The sequence below is a fragment of the Streptomyces sp. NPDC053665 genome, assembly GCF_055585285.1.
This window is the reverse complement of record NZ_JBVJKK010000014.1, coordinates 1-18,561: the sequence shown is the minus strand read 5'-3', so window position 1 is coordinate 18,561 and position 18,561 is coordinate 1. Positions and strand designations below refer to the sequence as shown.

Sequence of the window (18,561 nt, the reverse complement as noted above, 5' to 3'; positions counted from 1 at the left end):
GGTAGTGTTCTACCCGTCGCCGCGAGCGAACAGCTCCCGCCCGACACGCCCCCGTAGCTCAGGGGATAGAGCAACGGCCTCCGGAGCCGTGTGCGCAGGTTCGAATCCTGCCGGGGGCACCCTGTATGAGGTGCCCAAAGACCCCGTCACCAGCGGAAACGCTGCGGTCGGGGTCTTCGCGTATGTGCAGGCGTATGCCGCCCGGAGCGGGCGTATGTCGGGGCCTGTGGACGAGGCGTGGACGGGATCTTGGGACGTAAGCGCAGGTCATGCCCTGTACCCCCATAGGCCCCGGACAGGTCCAGGGGCCTTGGGGGGTACCGCCTTGAGCGTGTCACTCGTACCAACAGAACCTCGACGGGGAAGTCCGTCAGCCGGCGGCTTTGGCGATGACGCGGTCCATCTCCTCCCGGCCGAAGGCCCGCAAGGTCGTACTACGGACGTTGCCCAACGCGCCGACCTGTAGGAGCACCGCGGTGGCAGTCTCGTCGTCGGGCGCCTCCACGACAGCCACGATGTCGTACGGGCCGACGGTCCAGAAGAGGTTCAGGACCTTGACCCCGAGCTTCTGAGCCGCTGCCGTGAAGGCTTCGGCGCGTTGCGGGGTGTCCTTGTAGCCGCGGACTCCCTGGTCGGTCCAGTTCAGCAGCGCAACAAACGTTGGCATGTCCTTTACCCCTGTAAGTAGACGCAACTAGTCGTGGTCAACTCTGGGCATCATGCGCGTAATGCGCATGAGAGGCGCCTCTGAACGAGTGATGAAAGCCGGCCTTACTTCATGGCGCGGCCCGACATACACCCCGGAGCCACCGGCGCGGAATTCCTGAGGACAGGAACGCCCCTCTCGGCCAAGGCACGCCGATGCCCCCGGAACAAGTCCGGGGGCATCGGGGCTACCGTCGTCTGCGATCACTCGTACTCGCGCAACAGATCCTCAATACGCCGGTTGGCGACGTCTTGCCGTCCGTCGAGGCACTTGGCGTAACGAGTCAGCAAGACCTCCACGCTGTTGCCGGCGCGCTCGGCCACCTCGGTGGGGTCGACACCTGCGTTGAGCCACGTCGACAGCGCCGAGTGCCGGAGGTCGTACGGTCGACTCGCGAGTGGCGAGGCCGCGACGGCTGGCGGAAGCGCGAGAAGCCGAGCTTCCTGCCACACGCGGTAGTAGGTCGACGACGGAACGACCGAGCCCTTCTCACTGAAGAAGAGCCGTCCGTCGTCCGCCGTGCCGAAGGTGGCCAGGTGCTCGCGGAGCACGGCCACGAGGTGAGGCGGGATCGGCACCCGCCTCACGTCCTCGGTCGGCCGGTTCTTCAGCCCGCGGTCGTCATGGGTCTCCCCCGAGTCGGTCCACTGCTTGCCGACAGACGGACGGGTCCGGTGGAGCAGCGCCGAGCCCCAGCCCTGCTCGGGAAGCTTCAGGTCCGTCTCGACGAGGCCGACCGCTTCCGCCGGCCGTAAGCCACCGAAGTACATGGCGGCGAACAGACCCACGAGGCGGCGACCCCGGGCACGCCGGTACCCGCCCACGTAGGAAACCGCCGCCAGGAGGTTCCGTGCCTGCTCCGGGTTGGCGACTACCCGCGGGTCGACCTGGTTGGACACCTTCGGCTTCTGCCAGCGGACAGCCGTGATGGGGTTCTCACGCAGCTCCCCCAGGTCGACGGCGTAGTTCGCGGCGTTGACGAGCGTCCGACGCTTACGCTGCACGGTCTCCGCCGCTGCCGCCGTGCCGTCAAGCTTGAGCTTCAGCGAGTCGAGGACCGTGCGAGCCGTGGCCGCTTCAGCGAGATCGGCGAGCGGCCGGGATGCCTTGGACACCCAGTGGAGAACGTTCCGCACGTCGTCCGGGACTTCCCGGTCATCGGGCCCTGGCAGCACGAAAGCCCAGTTGCGCAGTGCTCTGCGGATGTTCTCGTCGGACGGTCGTCCGGCGCGCTCGTCGAGGAGTTCCAGCGTCACGCTGGTGAGGGCTTCGTTGATGCCGTCCCGTGTGTTGGGTGCGGCATGAGGCCATTTCATGGCGAGGTACCTGAGCGCGAAGGCGTACCACGACACGGCCGACTTCTTCTCTTCCATCGAGGCCGGAAGCCCCGACTCCGTGTCGAACTCCTCGCCCTCGCGCATCGCACGCATGAGCTTCGTGCGGTAATGGTCGGCAAGCGCCTTGGTGCGGAAAGACTCCGAGAACACATTGCCTGCGACGGACCAGCGGACACCATACGAGGGCGTTTTGGTGTCCCGCTTACGGACTCCCCAGACCTTCACATCGAGAGACTTCACGCCGCCTCCTCCAGTTGTCGCAGCCAGGTGTTGAAGTCACTCCGCCAAATCCGCAGCTCTCCGTTGGGCAGCTTGAATGCAGCCGGCCCGTACCCCAGTTCTCGCCAGCGGTAGAACGTCCGACGGGAGACACCGCCCAGCTCATCCAGGACTTGGCAAACGGTCATGAGCTCGTCGCGACGGGCGTCCATGTCGGTTCTCCTTCCGTTCCGGGGGCGGGTTCGAGGGATGCGGCCAGCCATTGCTCACCGGTGCTGAGGCCGGTTCCGGCGAAGACCCAGTGGGCGAGGACGAGCGTGGTTTCGCCGTCCTGGGGAGCGGCCATGGCGGCTTGTGTGCGGCGCCATGCGGCGCGGGCGTCGCGGAGGGCGCCGAGGGTGGTGGAGTAGCGGCGCGACTTGGTGGAGAAGTGGCCGCGGAAGCCGAGCATGTGGGCCCAGGCGCGTAAGCGGAGGTGTTCGAGGTCCTTGCGGGCGCCGAGGGTCCAGGCCGTTCGGATCATGCGCCGGGCGTGGTCGGTGATCCGGGCCTGTGCCAGTTCGGCGAGGAAGCGGATCGGCCGGTCCAGGGTGCCGGTTGCAGTCTCGGCGCCTTTGGTGGCGTACTTGGCGATGTATGCCGCTACAGCCCGTTCGGTGAGCTCCTGGCCGCCGTCGAAGTCGCCGGAGCGGATGGTGCGGACGTCGAGTTGGCGGCCGAAGGTGAAGGTGTGGGCTCGGCCCTCGACATCGGGTCCGTTGACACGGGTGGCGGTGACTGCGGCATGGATCGCGTCGGTCAGCAGCTCGGCGGACGCCCAGACCGGAGGAGCCGTGTCGCCGCCCTCCGGGCCGTCGAGGCGAATGACTGCGTGGAAGTGGACGGCGCCCCGCTTCTGGTACTCGGCGACCTTGGCGAAGGAGACGCGCGCGTGATGCCGAAACGCGCGTTGGGTGAGTCCGGCGCGCTTGGCGATCTCACGGCGCAGGTAGATCGAGAAGCGCCGCCAGAGGGCTCCGGCGTGTGCGTTCCAGAGCACGGCCGCCTCGTAGTCGTATGCGTCCGGGTCGAGGGGCGTACCGAGGGCCGGGTCTGTGTCGTCGTGCCGGGCACCGCAGCGGCAGGGCCGCCCGCTGGAGGGGCGGTTATGGACCGGGCCGAAGCTCGGTGCGGTGAGGGTGGCGAAGACACGCGGGTGTGTGCCGACCTGTTCGGCGGTGCCCTTACCGCCGCGGAGGCCCGCGGTGATCAGGTGGAAGGTGTCTCGGCGGTAGACCTCCGCGCAGGCCGCGCAGCGGGTAGCACGGCGGTTGTTGCAGCGGACGAGGAGACTTCCGGCGGGCAGGGAGGACGAGTCGAGGTAGTGGAGGACGCGCCCGATCTCTCCGGTCGTCCGGTCGACCGCGTACTCGGTGCGGTGGCCGTCGAGGCGCACGGGGTTCGTGCAGCCGCCCAGGCCGGAGAGTTGGCGGGCCAACTCGGGCATGGTGCCGAGGGAGGCCAGCATGGAGAGTTCCGCCAGCGGGGGCGGAGTCTGCCGGGTGATGATGGGTCTTCCTTTCGGCTGTTTCGGCGGTTGGGAGGGACGGCCCCGGGGCGGCGGGATGCTTGGCGGCGTTTGCCGCCCCGGCGGCCGGTCAGCGCCTGTTGGCGCCGGTGACGAGGGAGCGCAGGACCACGGCGGCGATGGCCACGGACACGGCCGAGACGGCGACCGCCGCCAGGAGCGCGGTGAGGACGATGCCGACGACGACCACGGCGGCGACCGCACCGGCGCCGACCCCGACGAACGGGGCGACCGAGCGGCCGGCGGAGGGAGCCGGGGCGTGGTCCTGCGGGATGTGGGTGGTGATGCTCGGGACGTGCGGGGTGTCGGGCAGCTTGGGGCGGAACATCGCGGGACTCCTTGTCGGTCGGGGTGTCATTCGTGGGTGCCGTTGACGACGTCGACCCCGGTGCGGGTGCCGGACTCGATGGCCGGGGCGAGGATGGTGTGCGAGAGCCAGAAGCCGAACAGCGCGATCACGACGGCGATCCAGAGGCGGATGCCGAGGAACTTGATCGCGGCCCAAGCGATGACGCCCAGGACGAAGACGAGCGGCAACGAGACGGTCACGGGAACTCCTCAGCGGACGCGGCAGCGGTGGGTGCGGGCGGCCAGCTCGGCGGCGGCGCGGCTGTCGTAGTCGGTGGCGAAGCCGCAGCGCGGAGCCGTGCAGGCGGCGGTGTGCTTCTCGCGGCCCCGGCCGTCGTAGTACGTGGCGACCTGGACGGGGCCGATGCGGACGACGCGGCGGAAACGGCGGTTGGCGGACATCAGGGCATCTCCTTGTCGGTCTCACCGGTGAAGTCGGTGACGTGGTCGGCCAGCCAGCGCAAGATCTCGTCGCCCTCGTAGCTGTCAGCGGCGAGGATCACCGGTTCAGCGATCAGCACGGCTTCGGTCAGGCGGTTCTGTCGGGTCAGCTCTGCGGCGCGCTTCAGCGCACGGAGCGTGGACGGGCGCAAGGGGGAAAGTCCTCCGGGTCAGGTGAGTTGGGTGGTGATGGCTTCGGCAAGCGGCATGGGCACACCGAGCCGGGCGCGAAGGGTCGAGGTGTCGATGTCGGTCCCGGTCCGGGCGCGGTGTTCGTCGGCGACCTTGCGGGCGAGGGTGACAAGCGCGGGCGGTACCGGGGATGCAGGCGGCGGCGCCGACTCCGGTGCGGCGGCCGGCAGTTCAGGCGCAGCCGTGGGCGGCTCGATGTCTGTGGCGGTCGGTTCCGGCGCCTGTGCCGTCGAAAGTGGTTCCGGTGCCGTCGCCGGGTCTGTGCCTGGATGCGCTGCTCCGTGAGCGAGCAGCGTGCCGCCGAGGAAGGCGACCGCGGGCCATCCGGCGACGAGGATGCGGAGCCAGGCCGGTACGTCCTCCAGGTCGAGCAGACCGGCGGTGGCGACGTTGGCGCCGAGGGACGCTGTCAGCGCGACGACGAACCAGCACCACCCGGCCGTCTTCGACTCACCGGAGCGCAGACGCCGCCAGGCCGCGACCAACAGCAGGTCGACAGAGACCGGATAGGCCCAGGCCTTCCAGCCGTCCTGTCCGGCTGCGAGTGCAAGGTCATGCAGGTGAGCGAAGGACAGCGCGGCGGCGATCACCGCTTGGACGAGCACGGCGTCCACACGGACGGGCAGGGCGCGCACGGCCACTCCTTCCAGTTCCGGGCGTGGGTGGGGTAGGGACTTGGCGCGGGACGGCCGCGCCGACCGTGGGAGCGAGTCGGTTACTCGGTGATCGGCTGAGGAGTGGCCAGGGGACCGGACTCCTTCACCGGCACGGGTGGAACGTGAGGCCTGAACGGCGCGAGCGACGGAACGTCCGGGGCAAGGTGTGCCGTCTCGCGGCAGGTGGCCGCAGCGTCGGAGAGGGACAGGTGAGGAGTGCGGATGCGGGACCAGCCGCCGGACGTGTCGCCGACGACGGCGAGGCCGGGCAACTCGGCCGCGATGGCGCAGGAGGCCAGGACAGCCTCAGGGGCGATGTCACCGAGCGCCATCTTGGCGGACGCTTCGTCGTTCACCCGATGACAGACCCGCCCGGTGAGTTGAGCCCGAAGCATGGTCGCTCCCTTGCCCAGCTCGGCCCCGAAGCGCTGCCCGCACACCTCCAGATAGATGCCGGCCGCGCGGCCAAGCTGGGCGAGCCGGATGAGCTGGGTGACCATCTCGTCCCGCCGCTCCTCCTCCTTCCTCGTGGCGACGAGAAAGAGTTCTGCCACCTCGTCGACGAACAGCACGATGGGAGCCGGGCGTTCGTCCTCCGGCAGGCCCCAGACGTCCGAGGTGATCAGCTCACCCGGGGTGCCAGGTGCTATGCCCTGCCGCGCTTTGATCAGGTCGTATCGGTCCTCCATTTCCTTGACGAGCACGGGCAGCAGCTCGGCAGCCTGCTCCGGGTCGGTCGCCAGCGCCGAGAGCCGGGGAGCGAACGGCGCCAGCTCCACCCCTCGCTTGCAGTCGATCCCGACCAGGACCACCGGCTGAGCGGCCAGCCCGGCAAGCAGGTTCCGCAGGAACATGGACTTGCCGGACAGCGTGGCGCCGAGCACGAGTTCGTGGGGTACGGCCCGGTAGTCCCGTACGAAGGCGGTTGCGTCCTCCCGCAGAGCCACTGGCACGCGGAGCGGACCGGCGTCGGTCCGACGGGGCATCCGCACCTTCCGCAGGACGTCGAAGCCGACGAGCCGCAGTTCCACGACACCGGGCTTGACGTCCCGCACGTACACGGCGTGAACACCCCAGGCGTGCCGCAGCCGTTCAGCCGAGGCCGCCACGTCCGCCGGTTCCTGGCCCGGAGCCAGCCGCAGCCGAAGCCGCAGACCGGTCGAGGTGGGCCGGACCATGCCCCGGCGAGGAGGCACCGGCCGGACCTCACGGCGAGTCGTGGCCTTGACGGCCAGGGCCCGCCACCGGGGCGGCTCAACCGTCAGGCCGCACGCGTCCATGGTGGAGGTGTACGAGGCCAGGAGCCGGGCCACCGAGACGGGCAGCCCGACCGTGGACCAGTAGGCCGCCGGATGGGCATGCCGGGCGTAGGCCGCGCCGCCTATCGCAGCGAGCGACCCGCCCAACTTGGCCCACGTCACCAGGTCGGTCACGACGATCAGCCCGCCTGCTCCATCGGGAAGGCGCCAGGAGCAACGGCGGTCGCCCGGTAGGCGATGCCGTGCCGCTGCTGCCCGTTGAATACGCTCTCCCACGGCCGGGCGATGAGCCCCGGCAGCGATACCGGGGCCCCGACGGTCAGGCCATCCGTCACGCCGCTCTCGGGGACGGTGACCTTGATCAGCGACGACTCACCCTCGTCGACGTAGACGACGCCGACCGTCATCAGCGCCTCACCACTCACGGCGTCCTTGGCGATCTCATCGGTCTGCCGGTCGCGCACCTTCGGCGCCGGCGCCTCGGTGAGCAGGATCGTGGCGGCCGAGGCGTCAATACGGATCACACGCACAGAGATTTCTCCTTCTCGATCAACCAACTCGCCACCTGACAAGTTGACTTAGCAAGTTCGAAGCTACGGATGCCAGGTTGACTTGTCAAGTGACATCGCGATGGTCAGCGAGCGGCCTTGGAGCCCCCAGCGCACCATGGAGTCAGCAGCAAGGGAGGGCGTGACATGAGCAAGAAGCACCGCGCTCCAGAACCGCAGTCATGGGGCCCTCGCACTCCACAAGGTGCAGCACCGCCGCCGGGCACCTGGCCGGAACCGCCCCAAGTCTCACCCTCAACTCAGCCTCCAGGGCAGGGCAGTACGGCACCCCCACCGAGCAAGCGGCACCGTGTCTTCCTGTGGGTCTTCCTCGCAGTGCAGCTCTTGTTCCTGACCTGGGTCATAGTGGGCGCCACTGGCGCCAGCGGCACGCCCGAAGAGTGCCGCGGCCTGACGGGAGACGATCTAGACCTGTGCAACGACGCGAACGACGTCGGAACCACGATCGGGGTGGGCCTGGTGATCGGGCTCTGGGTGGCCGCGGACTTCATCCTGGCCCTGACATACGTGATCTATCGGCTTGCCAGCCGCCAGCCTCGGAACTGAGGCCCGGTCACCCGTCAGCTGAGGCGGTAAGTGTCTTCGAGTTCCTGCCGGTCAGCAGGAAGCAGCACGTCAGAGACCTGCAATGCCTGCCCTGACGCATCGCACGCGATGACCAGGACGCTCAGCACGGGCACGCCGTCCGGCAGGCCCAAGAGGTCGGCTTCACCTGTCTCAGGGAGCCGAGCTGAGACCCGTTCCGTGACGTGGTCGAAGCGGACCCTCTTCCTCGCTTCCAGGTACTCGCGCACACTGCTGGCAAGGACTTCAGCGCTCGCCAGCTCAGTGTCCTCAACCAGGCCGGCGGGGAAGTACGACGAGACCAGCTCAACCGCTTCGCCTTCCTCCTCAACGAGGAAGCGACGCATGAGAACTTTGGCCTTCTTCGGCAAGCCGAGTGCTGAGGCGACTCGCGCCGGGACAACAACTTCAGCGACTTCCACAAGACGTCCCGAGGTCTGGGACTCGTCGCGCTGCAGAGCCTCTCGCCCCCGCCTGTCCTTCTGCTCGACCACTTCCGGCCGGTCCCGGACGATCGTGCCGTACCCCTGTCGGGACTCCAGCCAGCCATCACGCTTCAGCAGTTCCAGCGCCCGCACGACGGTGGGGCGGGACATCCCGAAGGACTGCACCAGCTGGTTCTCACTGGGCACCCGAGTGCCAGGCGGGTACGTGCCGTCCTCGATGCGACGCTGGATCGTCTGTGCGAGGCGCACGTACTTCGGTGGCTCCACTTCATACGCCATGAACGCCGCCTGTCAGGATTGGCCAAGTCAACTGGTCAACCAGACTAGCGAATCTTCGATTGTCAAGGTAGAAGCGGAGCGAACTCCTACTTTCCGGGCCAGGCATCGGCCACCACGAAGGAGACGACGGTTCCGCCGAAGCGGCTCGGTGCGGCGTGCCACGACTCGGCCAGCGAATCGACCAGGAGCAGCCCACGCCCGTGGGCGTCATCGGCGTCGGGGTGCCTCAACCGGACGTTCGCCGGAAAGCCGGGGTTGTGCACGTCGACCCGGAGCGAAGTCCCCTCACGGAACCACTCGACCCGTACGAGCCAGGGTTCGTCCGACCGGCCGTAAGCGATGGCGTTGGTCACCAGCTCCGAGATCATCAGCGCACAGTCGTCGACGGAGCAGGCCGGGTTGTACGGGGCGATGAACTTGCGGAACCAGCGCCGAGCCCGTGACACAGACTCAGCGACAGGGTGCAAGGTCATTGCCCCAAGACGCGGTAACTCCTCAGACGGGTAGCGGTCGATCATGTAGGCCATCAAGTGCTCACTTCCTGCCGCTACCGTCGCAGTCGAGGCAGCGCCGCTTCGATGTGACACGGGTGCGATCGGCGGCGGTGGCAAGCGCCAGGGTCGTTCGTGAGCCGACACGCTTCCAGCCGCGCCCCCGGCAACCCCGGCAAGGTAAGTGCGTGCCCTGATCCGGCCGCTGACTCGTCACACCGCGCCTCCTCCCAGTGAAGTGGTCTTAGCCACTTTCTGGATAGTGGCATTAGCCACTTGGACGACGCAAGCGATTCGCCGCAACTGGCCCCCTCAGGTGAGGGGGTAGCCCTGCTCGAACGCCCAGCGATGCGGCGGGTAGGTGGCCTCAGCGAACTCCAACGGCCGGTCCTGGAGGTCAAAGACGACGTGGTGCACGATCAGCACGGCGGAGCCGGCGGCAAGTTGAAGGTCCTCGGCCTCTTCCTCAGTCGCCGCACGCGCGCACATGCGATCTTCCGCGTAACTCCCCTGCCGTCCGGTCATGTTCTCGACGTACAGCAGCGTCCCCTCTTGGATCCGCTCCGGCTCCAAGAGCTTCGGGGCACGTTGACCGACGTCCGGAGCGAACCACGAGGTGGAGAGCGTGATCGGCCCGTCCTGGTTGTTGGTCACCCGCCGCCGGTGCACCGCCCGACGATCCTTGACCAGGCCCAGCGCTTCAGCCACATGGTCCGGCGCCTCCAGCCAACCGGCAGAGGTGATCACGGCGTACTCGCCCGGTGTGTAGATCTTCCCGGTCTGCCGAGCCCGCCCGTACAACTCACGTGCCCGCCGGTTGACTTCGAGGCTGCGCACGTACGTGCCCGACCCTTGACGCTTCTCGACGAGCCCTTGATGGCTCAGCGCCTCCAACGACCGTGCGGCCGTGGGCCGGGAAACCTTCCAGTCCGCCGCCAACTGCCGTTCGGACGGCACCTCGTCACCCGGTCGCAGGTCACCCCGAAGAATCTGATCACGGATGTAGTGCGCGATCTGGAGATACTTCGGCTGAGCCTCCTCGATCTGCGGCATCAGTCCTCCTCACCCAAGGCGAGCCCCAGGCGAGTAGTCGGGCACCCCGCTACCGAGCTGAGGCCTGCTTCTCGATAAAAGTGGCTATGGCCTCTAGCCACTATAGGGTGAGTGGTCAACCCCCTACCCCGTAGGCTGATCCGCATGACGCGGTTGATCGTCGCAGCAGGAGGAGGGGGCGACGCAGTCGCCGCCGCCATGATTCACGCCGCCCTCTACGGCGACGAGGACCAGGCGGTGATCCTCACGTACGCGTGGGACCGCCTACTGATCGACCCGGTTCCGGGTCCCCGAGGACCGGACAACTTCACCGGCCTCCAGCCCCTCACCCCAGCTGTCTGGGCAGTGCCGGCCGAGGCCCGCCCGATCGCTCCGGCAGGCTCGACTCTCCCCCGACTTGCAGCAGAGCTCCAGCACACGTTCGCGCTGATCGATCCGCACAACGGGGTCGAGGGTGTCACTCGCCAACTCGAAGAGCTGGTGGACTACTTGTCACCAGAGTCGATCGACCTCCTGGACGTGGGCGGCGACGTCCTCGCCCGCGGCGACGAGCCGACGTTGAAGAGCCCGCTTGCCGACGCTGTCACTCTCGCCGCGTGCTGCCAGGTGAACGCTCCCGTCCGCCTCCTGGTGGCGGGCCCCGGCCTCGACGGCGAACTCCCTCTCGACGAACTGCGCGGCATGCTAGGCCCGCTCATCGACACCCTCACAGCGAAGGACGTTGAGCCGATCAGCTCGGTCCTGGAGTGGCATCCCTCCGAGGCAACCGGGATGCTCGCGGCGACAGCCCGAGGCGTACGCGGCACCTGCGAGATGCGAGACGCCGGCCTCCCGGTCCCCCTCACCGACGAAGGACCGACGGTCCATGAGGTCGACCTGGACGAGGCACTGACCCGCAACCAGTTGGCCCGCACCATCCTGACGACCGCCACCCTGGACGAGGCCGAGGCACACAGCCGCGAAATCTGCGGCTACTCGGAAATCGACTACGAGCGCAACAAGGCCGCATGGCTCAAGGACCAGCCACTTGTGCCGCTCGATCCAGTGGCCACGCTGTCTCAGCTCGACCAGTTCGAAGCCCAGGCCCACAGCCGCGGAGTCACCCACACGACTTTCCGTCGCATCACCGAGGCCTTGAACCTCAACGGCTCCTTGCGCGAGGACCTGCGCCAGCTGCTCATTCACAGCCGACCGGAGCAGTACGACGCGCCCTTGTGGCGCATCACAGCCGCTACTGAGTAACAACCTTCTTCACGGGTTCAAGGCGGCTCGCTCCGCTCACCGCGCGCGGCCCGGCCCCCGGCCGGGCCTGCGCTCCTGTCTCCGCCTCGCTCCAGCCCGGCCGGCGCCCATGCCGCGCTCTTCAGCGATCAGCCGCTTGAAGTTAGAGAAGGGGTGCGTCGTGGCTGGGACGGTCGGCTCCACGGCTTTAGCCACCTCCCCGGTCCGGGTCCCGCGTCGAGCAAGACCAGGGGGCCACTCGTGCACATTGCGGTCAGGCCCAAAGCCTGCCCGAGTTGCCAACTAGCGTACGGCCCCCTGGTCATGCTCGACCCCAGACCGGGCAGGCCACCGGCCAAACCCGCTCCGCCGACCTACATGCTCACAGTCACAGGTGGTACCGGGAACAGAAGCCAACTGTTGTTCGATCCTGGCCGGTTCGTCATTCCGCATCGTACGCTGCTCCCATGGGGGCTGATGAGACGACCGTAGATCCGCGATCCATCTACCGACTCGACGGCAAGACGTTGGGCCCGGGCGGATACGCAGACGTTCGGCGAGCATGGCACAGGGAATCAAACGAAGAGGTCGCACTCAAGCGGCCCCTCGCCGTTCCTCAAGCCAAAGAAAGAATCCGGCGTGAGATTGAAGCACAAAAGCTGCTCCATCACCCCAACATCATGCCGATTCGCGACCATGACCCGGGATTCGAATGGTACGCAATGCCGGTCGCGGAGGGAAGCCTTAGCAAACTACAAAAAGACCTGGACGAGGAGGACTTAGCATCTATGCTAATGAACCTCGCCGAGGCTCTCGACGTGGCCCACAAAAGGCAGCTTATCCACAGAGACATTTCACCTAACAACATACTCGCCTTGCCCGAATCGAGTTCCCAAAAAAGGCGTTGGGTCGTCGCAGATTGGGGAATGGTCATGCGTCCGTACTCCCCTACATCTTCGCCACTCACTCGGACCAATCAGGAGATCGGGACGGACGGATACGCCGCACCAGAACTCAGCGAAAACCCCCGCGAGGCTACGCCCGCAGCGGACGTGTACAGCCTCGGAAGGGTAGCCGCCTGGTTTCTCACGGGTCAGAAACCTAGGCCCGGCAGACGGCTGCTACCCGATGATCACTACCTACACTGGCGACCCTTCATCCTGGAATGCACCCAGGAAGAACTCGCCCGCAGAGTGCAAGACATGACCGCCCTTCGGGGAATGCTCCAGGAAGTACTAGGGTCACGCGACGAGCCAATAGAAGAGAAGGCAGAAAGGATCGCGAACGATATTCTACTAGGGAAGACCTCGGAGATAGACACTCTTGTAACACTCGCCACGGCATACCCGAATAGTCACGTCATCTTCTTCGATAATCTGGCACCACTGACTACGTCCTTGCTTAGCGAGTGGACTCGCAAAAACCCAGAACGCGCCAGCGAACTAGCCGTCCTTATGGCGCGACATCTCAGAGAGAGTCCTTGGGAAGATCGCGACCCAGATTACATGGGAACGCCACTCTCTTTCATTCACACAATTCTTCGTACCTTGATCGAGGTGAGACATGTTGCCTTCGCTCAGGATGCAGCACCGTCATTCTTCGCCGCCGAAGCACATTGCGGACATAGAGAACAAACTCGGCGCACGATTGAGTGGCTTGACGAGCTAAGCGGTCCGGCAGAGCGCGTCATCTCTAGAGCCCTCACCGGTGCGGGCCCGACCGTGTTGGCCTACTATAGGGCGTTCGACTGGACACCACGAAGCGCAGTGCTGGCCACTTTGATCGCTTCGTGACCTGTAAATTTTTCGAGCGCCGTGGTGCTGAACGCGACGCCGTGGTGCAATGGGACCGTGTTGATTAACGAAACTCAGCCTACTGGGCAGCCGCCGCTTCCTGGCCTCACCCTGAACCCTTTGACGTCAACGTCCCTCGCCCCCGCCTCTGGGCGTGGGCGAGTGCACGGCACAAGTCGGAGTGAACCCTTCGATCGCTGGTTCCGATATCCAGCCGGTTTCGCCTCTGACTACGTCACCACGCTACTCGAGCACCTAGACCTTGCTCCAGAAAGCCTCGTCGTTGATCCATTCGCTGGCTCAGCGGTAACTGGGACAGCAGCCCGCCGGGCCGGCCACTCATTCTTCGGCATTGAAGCGCACCCCCTGATCGCCGAGCTAGGCCAATTGAAGCTACAAAGTCAGCAACATGCTGAGAAGACGCTCGGTGAGGTGGCACGGACGCTGGCTGCGGCAGCCGCGCAGCAAGGAGCCGCAGCGGAACGTCTCATCGACCGAGAACCGGATCTCGTGAAACGTTGTTTCAGTCGCCCCGTCCTCGGGCAACTCCTCGTTCTCCGCGACTTGATTCGTGCTGGTGCTGCCGAGCCCTGGGGTCTACATGCAAAATGGGCACTTCTTGGGACTCTCCGCGATGTTGCCTCAGCCCGAGTCGGCTGGCCATACCAAAGGCCTGGGACAGAGCGGAAGCCGATTCACGGAGACCCCTTGACTCGGTTTACCCAGCGCGCAGATTGGATTGATCAAGATTTTCGCCAAGCACCTGTCGCCGGCAGTCACCTTTCCTTCGAGGTAGTCCAGGGTGACTCGCGTACGCAGACTGCTTGGGAGATGTTGACGCCCAAGAGCGCCCACGGCTGCATCTCGTCTCCGCCATACCTCAACAACTTCGATTATGCCGATGCCACTCGCCTGGAGCTCTACTTTTGGGGCGATATTTCTAGCTGGGCGGAGATGTGCGCAGAAGTTCGGGCAGACATGCTGACAGCTACGACGCAGCAGAGCAACGTCACCTCAGCACGCCTAGCCACTACCGGGCTCGAAGCTTACGGAGATGTCGCCGCATCAGTGGTCGAGATAACGTCGAAGCTTCTAGCCGAACGGTCTAAGCGGCCCCGCGGGAAAGAGTACGACCGAGTCATCCCCGATTACTTTCTGGCAGTCGGTCAAGTGCTGGAAAATCTGGCTCGTGCACTAAAGCCGGGCTCGCCCGTGGTGTGGCTCGTCGGGGATAGCGCCCCCTATGGCGTCTATGTTGATACGCCGCGCCTCATTGGTGATATCGCACAAAGCGTTGGCTTCTCCTTCGAGAAAGACATAACCCTACGCCAGCGCGGTCAACGATGGCAGAGCAACAATGTGCGCCATGACGTACAGCTCTCAGAACGTCTGATTCTATTCCGTAAAATTTGAGGCCCGCTCAGCCATCTCCGCGTTCATGGTTCGCACGAGCTTCTATGAACGCGGAGGTGAATGTTGCTTGCAACTTCCGAGTCTCCGCAGGGCGTTCGAAGATTAGCGAGCGGTGAGCAAGCATGTCGGCGGTCTCACGGAACCCTGAAACCAGGGCATCAAGGGCCTTGTCGAATACTTCCTCAGTGAGGGTAGCCCGTCGCGCCAGGTCATTCGCCAGATAGGCAATAACTTCATCTTTGTAGTCCGGAGCGACATAGATGAAGTCGCCGCCCTTTCGCCTGTCTGTCACCAATCGATGCGCGAGCCGACGACTCGCTTCACTAAGACCGTAGCCACCCTTGAGGCTTTTCTCGCCAACAGAACGAGCGCTCTTGCTTCGCGATACCATCTCAGCGAAACGCTCGGCACCGTTATAAATAGCGGAATTAAGGCTCGACCCTTCTGGTGAGTCAGCAGATAGCTTTGGGATAGCCCGGTCAGGCGAGTCGGACCGATTCACCAGTAGCGCGATCACAAGGCCCGCTGAAATAGCCTGCATGACCTCATTAGCCTTCCCAGTGCGCATCGCGACAACCTGTCTGAGACGAGCTGTTGACCACTCACGGTACTTGTCTAGCGCAGTTCTTTCCATGTCAGAAACCACGGACGGTGAAAGTACAAAAAAGTCCTCGCTGGTTGCTTGCTGTAGAACATCGAGCAGGAGTCGGCCTTCAATGCCGATAATGCATGCGCTGGCGCCCACATCTACTATAAGTGGTTGGCTGTACGAGGCTCGCCTGATCTTTGCAGGCGTTCGCGGCAAGGAAGCTAGGCGGTCACGCAGAGTGCCACCTCGCGCCAACGGATCAAAGAATTTTCGGCACAATTCTAGATCTGATGCCAGATCGGCAGCCGGTCGGTCGTAGGTGAGCTTCCAAAGTTCACTGAGGTCCTCGACGAGTACAGCGATCTCAGAACCAGTGAGAACTGCGGGCACGCCAAAAACGGTTCGATGTGGCACCTCGTTCACGTGCGCAGTTCCTCCGCAAAGTATCCACGCTGCTCCAGACTGCGAACTTGCTGCTGGACCACGCTAGCTTCCCCGCGTCGCCGCGGAGCATCCTCTTCCAACGGGAGGACCACAAGAACTTGATCCCTCGTCGCCCCGCGTTCACGAGACTGCAGGTAATCGACCAGCCGGGACATACGATCCCAGTCCAAGAAGGAGCCGAACTCGTCCAAAGCGATTAGCCTATTGGCTGCCGGCAGACCCTCTCGATCCAGTTTGGCCACTTGTGCCTGCGTATAAGCGAAAACTTGTTGTCCGCTCGAGAAGGCTGAAAGAGGACGCCTTTCTTCTTCTCCGTCTTCATTCGTCCAACAGATCGTCATATCTCTGGGATCGAGACGTATGTCGCTGCCCCCGCCAAAGAGGGCCTTACGAACGAGTTCGTCATCGAACCACTTCCGGACGTCCTCTCGCAGCCAGAGCCGGACAGCGTGATCCAGTGGCTCGGCTCCTTCTGGAAGGCCATCCCCTCTTCCGAGACTTGCGTGAAGCTCACTCAGAGCTTGTCCAGTGCCTCTGACGGTCGAGTCAATTCGGTGCAGTCTGTTACCCGCGCGTTCGACGTCTCTCAAGACGTCAACCAATGCAGAGGCTTGACGTTCAGCATCAGCTTGGACAAGCTCTGCAAGGTGCGGTCGAGACTTGAAAAGCCAATGATTTGAATCTTCTTGAGATAGTTGAAGTAGAGCGTCTTTTACGGCTGAGGAACGCCGCTCCACGGCTAGACTCGCACGCTCGGCCTGCTGAGACGCTTGGACGTTGCTTCGAACGATCTCCTCCAGCTTCGCCGTTTCGATTGAGAGCTGCCCTTTCACTCGCGAAGCCTTGACGCCCAAGGCCTGGCAAAGCGTGACGAGTTCGGAGTTCAGAGACTGCTCGTCAAGTCCCCCACCCAGCAACTCACGAGCGTGAGACAAACGAGCATGGTTCGTCTGCACTTGAGCCGATTCCCTATCGAGCTGATTCCTGCTCTCCATGAGCTCGTCCAACGTCCGAGCGGTTTGCTCCGGCAGGCCATCAACTGCATCTTGCAGACGCTTCTTAGCCTTGACCAGGCCAGCCTCAGCCAGCTCAAAATTACTCAGGGCGTCGGAAGTTCGAGCCAAGCTGTCTAGCAGGTTCCGCGTCCGGGAGATCGCTTCATTTAGTTTAGCCGCGTCTGCAGACGGAGTACGCTTTCTCAGGTTTTCGCGTTCTGCCATGAAGGCACGATTGAGAGAGAGTACAGAGTAGATCTCCGTGCCCTCCGAGTCCGTGAGTAGTGTGGCAGAACCCAAGTCTTCGTCTTGCGCCGCGTTGAGCCGATGAATGAGATCATCGAGGACTTCCAAAATAAGGGGCGCGGCGTGAACGCTTGGCAGTTGGCTCGTGAGTTCAGTCAGTCGCTCGCCAGCCTCACGATGTGCCTGTTCAATGACATCGCGACGCGGTTCGATTCCCGCTGCGGCAGCGGCGTTCTCCAACGCAGTGCGCGCGGAACTGAGAGCTCGATCATGCCGAGCTAGATAGGCCTGGGAATTTTTGAAGTACTTCTCAGCCTCCGCATCGCGATGCTTGCGAGCGCTGGCATCGGCAATTTTTTGGTCTAGCGATTCCTTCTCTCGTTCAAGTACAGAGAGACGTTCCGCAAGCTCGGCGAGTTTCGCATCCATTTCCGGACCGCGTCCTCGAACCTGAATGAGATGGTCCGATACTTCCGCCGCTCGTTTCAGAAGCGCCATCCTGTGGCTGGCTTCTTCAAGTTCCGTTGCCACTTTTTTCGCACGGTCTAGAGCATCGCGCGCAGCAACTATTTCCGAACTGAGCTTTTCAGGGCTTGCCTCTACAATGAGGGAACCAACCCTATCGATGGATTCATCAATGGCATCCAGTCGCTTCTGACGTTCCGAGTTCCAGGCAGAGATCTCCTTTTGAGCTTCCAGAACTCGCGCAGAGAGGACGTTCTGCGGCGTTTCCGCAGCTAGGATATGATAAACCCGGAAGATCTGCCTCACATCTCCAAGGCTGGCCTTTTTCCCATTGATCCACATAGAGCCTATGGATTCTCCGAGCGACTCCTTCGGATCGGCCGGCCACTGCTCCGGTGTCAGCTCCCAAACAATCTCTTCACCATCACGAAGCCCTGAAACCCGTACAGTCCCAGCTAGCAGCTGCTCCCGGAATGACGGCCACGCCGCAGGGTCTCCACGAAAGGGTGTTTCGCCTGAGCACAATGCCAGCAGCTTGATCGCGTTTGTCTTGCCGATGCCGTTGTACCCCTGAATTTTACACAGCTCGATGTCAGGGATTTCCTCAATGATGCGAAGGCCTCGGCGGCGCTCGGTTTCCAGCTTAATCAGCATCGGCCATCAACTCCTCGAGGAAAAGAGTCATGTTAAATGGTTCCGCTGCCATAATCCCCAGAAGGGACAATTCATGCTCTGTTAGCGCGTCCGCATCAGGAGTATGAGCAATAGCCGCTGCCGACACTTCGCTCATTACAGCAAACATTCGTTGACCAAGGTTTGACACAGTGTGTCCCCCCACCACTGCAGCAGTCAGCCAAGTTGGTGAGCCAGTCTACTGCCGGAGATGACCTTGCGCTCTATGGTCCGCCACATACCTGACGAGCTAGCATCCCTCTCGTGACTTCTTGCTCCCATACATGCCGCTACGGTGGTTAAGTGAGATTTATACCGTATCGCGCAGTAAGACCGATCCTGCGCTAGGGGTTAGTTGTAGAGTTTGGCGATTAGGAGCTGGCAAGGATCGACCTGGGCATGCTCTTGCGCCGATGTGGCAGGACCTGGACCACCCGTGGACCCATTACCCGCGATCTGACGACCACAGCGCTCTGAGCTGCGGGAACGCTCATCGCGACGACGGCCTCCGGAGCCGTGTGCGTAGGTTCGAATCCTGCCGGGGGCACCTTGCATGAGGTGCCCAAAGACCCCGCCATCAGCATTTCAGCTGAGAC

The 18,561-nt window shown here is 64.0% G+C and carries 20 protein-coding genes and 1 tRNA gene; 5 read left to right on the top strand and 16 right to left on the bottom strand.

Annotated features, from left to right (window positions below):
- Nucleotides 1-47 precede the first annotated feature (47 nt).
- Nucleotides 48-119 (top strand) — tRNA-Arg (locus ACZ6ZN_RS33045).
- Between the two features lie 251 nt (nt 120-370).
- Here ACZ6ZN_RS33045 and ACZ6ZN_RS33040 read toward each other — a convergent pair.
- The 11 genes from ACZ6ZN_RS33040 to ACZ6ZN_RS32990 all read right to left on the bottom strand — a co-directional run bounded on the left by ACZ6ZN_RS33040 (nt 371) and on the right by ACZ6ZN_RS32990 (nt 7,255).
- A complete protein-coding gene (locus ACZ6ZN_RS33040; protein ID WP_221757141.1) occupies nt 371-667 on the bottom strand; it encodes a GYD domain-containing protein in 297 nt (98 codons plus the stop codon).
- Nucleotides 668-909: 242 nt separating this feature from the next.
- Nucleotides 910-2,283, bottom strand: coding sequence for a tyrosine-type recombinase/integrase (locus ACZ6ZN_RS33035; RefSeq protein ID WP_469651901.1), 1,374 nt, complete (start codon nt 2,281-2,283; stop codon nt 910-912).
- The gene (locus ACZ6ZN_RS33030) at nt 2,280-2,474 is read right to left on the bottom strand and encodes a helix-turn-helix transcriptional regulator (RefSeq protein ID WP_469651899.1); all 195 of its coding nucleotides are present in this window, start codon (nt 2,472-2,474) and stop codon (nt 2,280-2,282) included. Before ACZ6ZN_RS33030 ends, ACZ6ZN_RS33035 begins: the two co-directional genes overlap by 4 nt.
- Nucleotides 2,447-3,769, bottom strand: coding sequence for a replication initiator (locus ACZ6ZN_RS33025; protein WP_469651897.1), 1,323 nt, complete (start codon nt 3,767-3,769; stop codon nt 2,447-2,449). The genes ACZ6ZN_RS33030 and ACZ6ZN_RS33025 overlap by 28 nt, the downstream gene beginning before the upstream one ends.
- A gap of 130 nt (nt 3,770-3,899) precedes the next feature.
- Complete coding sequence (locus ACZ6ZN_RS33020) at nt 3,900-4,157, bottom strand: SpdD protein (RefSeq protein ID WP_469651895.1); 258 nt, start codon at nt 4,155-4,157, stop codon at nt 3,900-3,902.
- 26 nt (nt 4,158-4,183) lie between these two features.
- Nucleotides 4,184-4,378, bottom strand: coding sequence for a hypothetical protein (locus ACZ6ZN_RS33015; RefSeq protein WP_469651893.1), 195 nt, complete (start codon nt 4,376-4,378; stop codon nt 4,184-4,186).
- Nucleotides 4,379-4,387: 9 nt separating this feature from the next.
- Nucleotides 4,388-4,579 carry a mobile element transfer protein gene (locus tag ACZ6ZN_RS33010; RefSeq protein WP_142159485.1) on the bottom strand — a complete coding sequence of 64 codons (192 nt, stop codon included), beginning with the start codon at nt 4,577-4,579 and terminating at the stop codon, nt 4,388-4,390.
- Complete coding sequence (locus ACZ6ZN_RS33005; protein ID WP_104783024.1) at nt 4,579-4,770, bottom strand: RING finger protein; 192 nt, start codon at nt 4,768-4,770, stop codon at nt 4,579-4,581. The genes ACZ6ZN_RS33010 and ACZ6ZN_RS33005 overlap by 1 nt, the downstream gene beginning before the upstream one ends.
- Nucleotides 4,771-4,788: 18 nt before the next feature.
- On the bottom strand, nt 4,789-5,445 hold the full coding sequence (locus ACZ6ZN_RS33000) for a DUF2637 domain-containing protein (protein ID WP_469651890.1): 657 nt from the start codon (nt 5,443-5,445) through the stop codon (nt 4,789-4,791).
- 80 nt (nt 5,446-5,525) lie between these two features.
- The gene (locus tag ACZ6ZN_RS32995; protein WP_469651889.1) at nt 5,526-6,899 is read right to left on the bottom strand and encodes an FtsK/SpoIIIE domain-containing protein; all 1,374 of its coding nucleotides are present in this window, start codon (nt 6,897-6,899) and stop codon (nt 5,526-5,528) included.
- Between the two features lie 5 nt (nt 6,900-6,904).
- Nucleotides 6,905-7,255 carry an SCO3933 family regulatory protein gene (locus ACZ6ZN_RS32990; protein ID WP_469651887.1) on the bottom strand — a complete coding sequence of 117 codons (351 nt, stop codon included), beginning with the start codon at nt 7,253-7,255 and terminating at the stop codon, nt 6,905-6,907.
- Between the two features lie 363 nt (nt 7,256-7,618).
- On the opposite strand from ACZ6ZN_RS32990, the gene ACZ6ZN_RS32985 reads away from it, so the two are divergent.
- Nucleotides 7,619-7,840 (top strand): hypothetical protein, encoded by a 222-nt coding sequence (locus ACZ6ZN_RS32985; protein ID WP_469651885.1) that lies wholly within the window; start codon nt 7,619-7,621, stop codon nt 7,838-7,840.
- Between the two features lie 14 nt (nt 7,841-7,854).
- On the opposite strand, the gene ACZ6ZN_RS32980 is transcribed toward ACZ6ZN_RS32985, so the two are convergent.
- From ACZ6ZN_RS32980 to ACZ6ZN_RS32970, 3 genes are all read right to left on the bottom strand, one after another.
- Entirely contained in the window at nt 7,855-8,583 is a 729-nt protein-coding gene (locus ACZ6ZN_RS32980) for a GntR family transcriptional regulator (protein WP_469651883.1), read from the bottom strand.
- Between the two features lie 86 nt (nt 8,584-8,669).
- Nucleotides 8,670-9,110, bottom strand: coding sequence for an ATP-binding protein (locus ACZ6ZN_RS32975; RefSeq protein WP_469651881.1), 441 nt, complete (start codon nt 9,108-9,110; stop codon nt 8,670-8,672).
- A gap of 276 nt (nt 9,111-9,386) precedes the next feature.
- The gene (locus tag ACZ6ZN_RS32970; protein WP_221757132.1) at nt 9,387-10,127 is read right to left on the bottom strand and encodes a GntR family transcriptional regulator; all 741 of its coding nucleotides are present in this window, start codon (nt 10,125-10,127) and stop codon (nt 9,387-9,389) included.
- A 144-nt stretch (nt 10,128-10,271) separates the two neighbouring features.
- Between ACZ6ZN_RS32970 and ACZ6ZN_RS32965 the strand changes: the two genes are divergently transcribed.
- From ACZ6ZN_RS32965 to ACZ6ZN_RS32955, 3 genes are all read left to right on the top strand, one after another.
- Nucleotides 10,272-11,369 (top strand): DUF1152 domain-containing protein, encoded by a 1,098-nt coding sequence (locus tag ACZ6ZN_RS32965; protein WP_469651879.1) that lies wholly within the window; start codon nt 10,272-10,274, stop codon nt 11,367-11,369.
- A 446-nt stretch (nt 11,370-11,815) separates the two neighbouring features.
- Nucleotides 11,816-13,141 (top strand): serine/threonine-protein kinase, encoded by a 1,326-nt coding sequence (locus ACZ6ZN_RS32960; RefSeq protein WP_469651877.1) that lies wholly within the window; start codon nt 11,816-11,818, stop codon nt 13,139-13,141.
- Nucleotides 13,142-13,972: 831 nt separating this feature from the next.
- Nucleotides 13,973-14,554, top strand: coding sequence for a hypothetical protein (locus tag ACZ6ZN_RS32955; RefSeq protein WP_469651875.1), 582 nt, complete (start codon nt 13,973-13,975; stop codon nt 14,552-14,554).
- Nucleotides 14,555-14,561: 7 nt separating this feature from the next.
- On the opposite strand, the gene ACZ6ZN_RS32950 is transcribed toward ACZ6ZN_RS32955, so the two are convergent.
- Both ACZ6ZN_RS32950 and ACZ6ZN_RS32945 read right to left on the bottom strand, forming a co-directional pair.
- Nucleotides 14,562-15,566 carry a hypothetical protein gene (locus tag ACZ6ZN_RS32950; RefSeq protein WP_469651904.1) on the bottom strand — a complete coding sequence of 335 codons (1,005 nt, stop codon included), beginning with the start codon at nt 15,564-15,566 and terminating at the stop codon, nt 14,562-14,564.
- Nucleotides 15,563-17,947, bottom strand: coding sequence for a coiled-coil domain-containing protein (locus tag ACZ6ZN_RS32945; protein WP_469651873.1), 2,385 nt, complete (start codon nt 17,945-17,947; stop codon nt 15,563-15,565). Before ACZ6ZN_RS32945 ends, ACZ6ZN_RS32950 begins: the two co-directional genes overlap by 4 nt.
- Between the last annotated feature and the right edge of the window lie 614 nt (nt 17,948-18,561).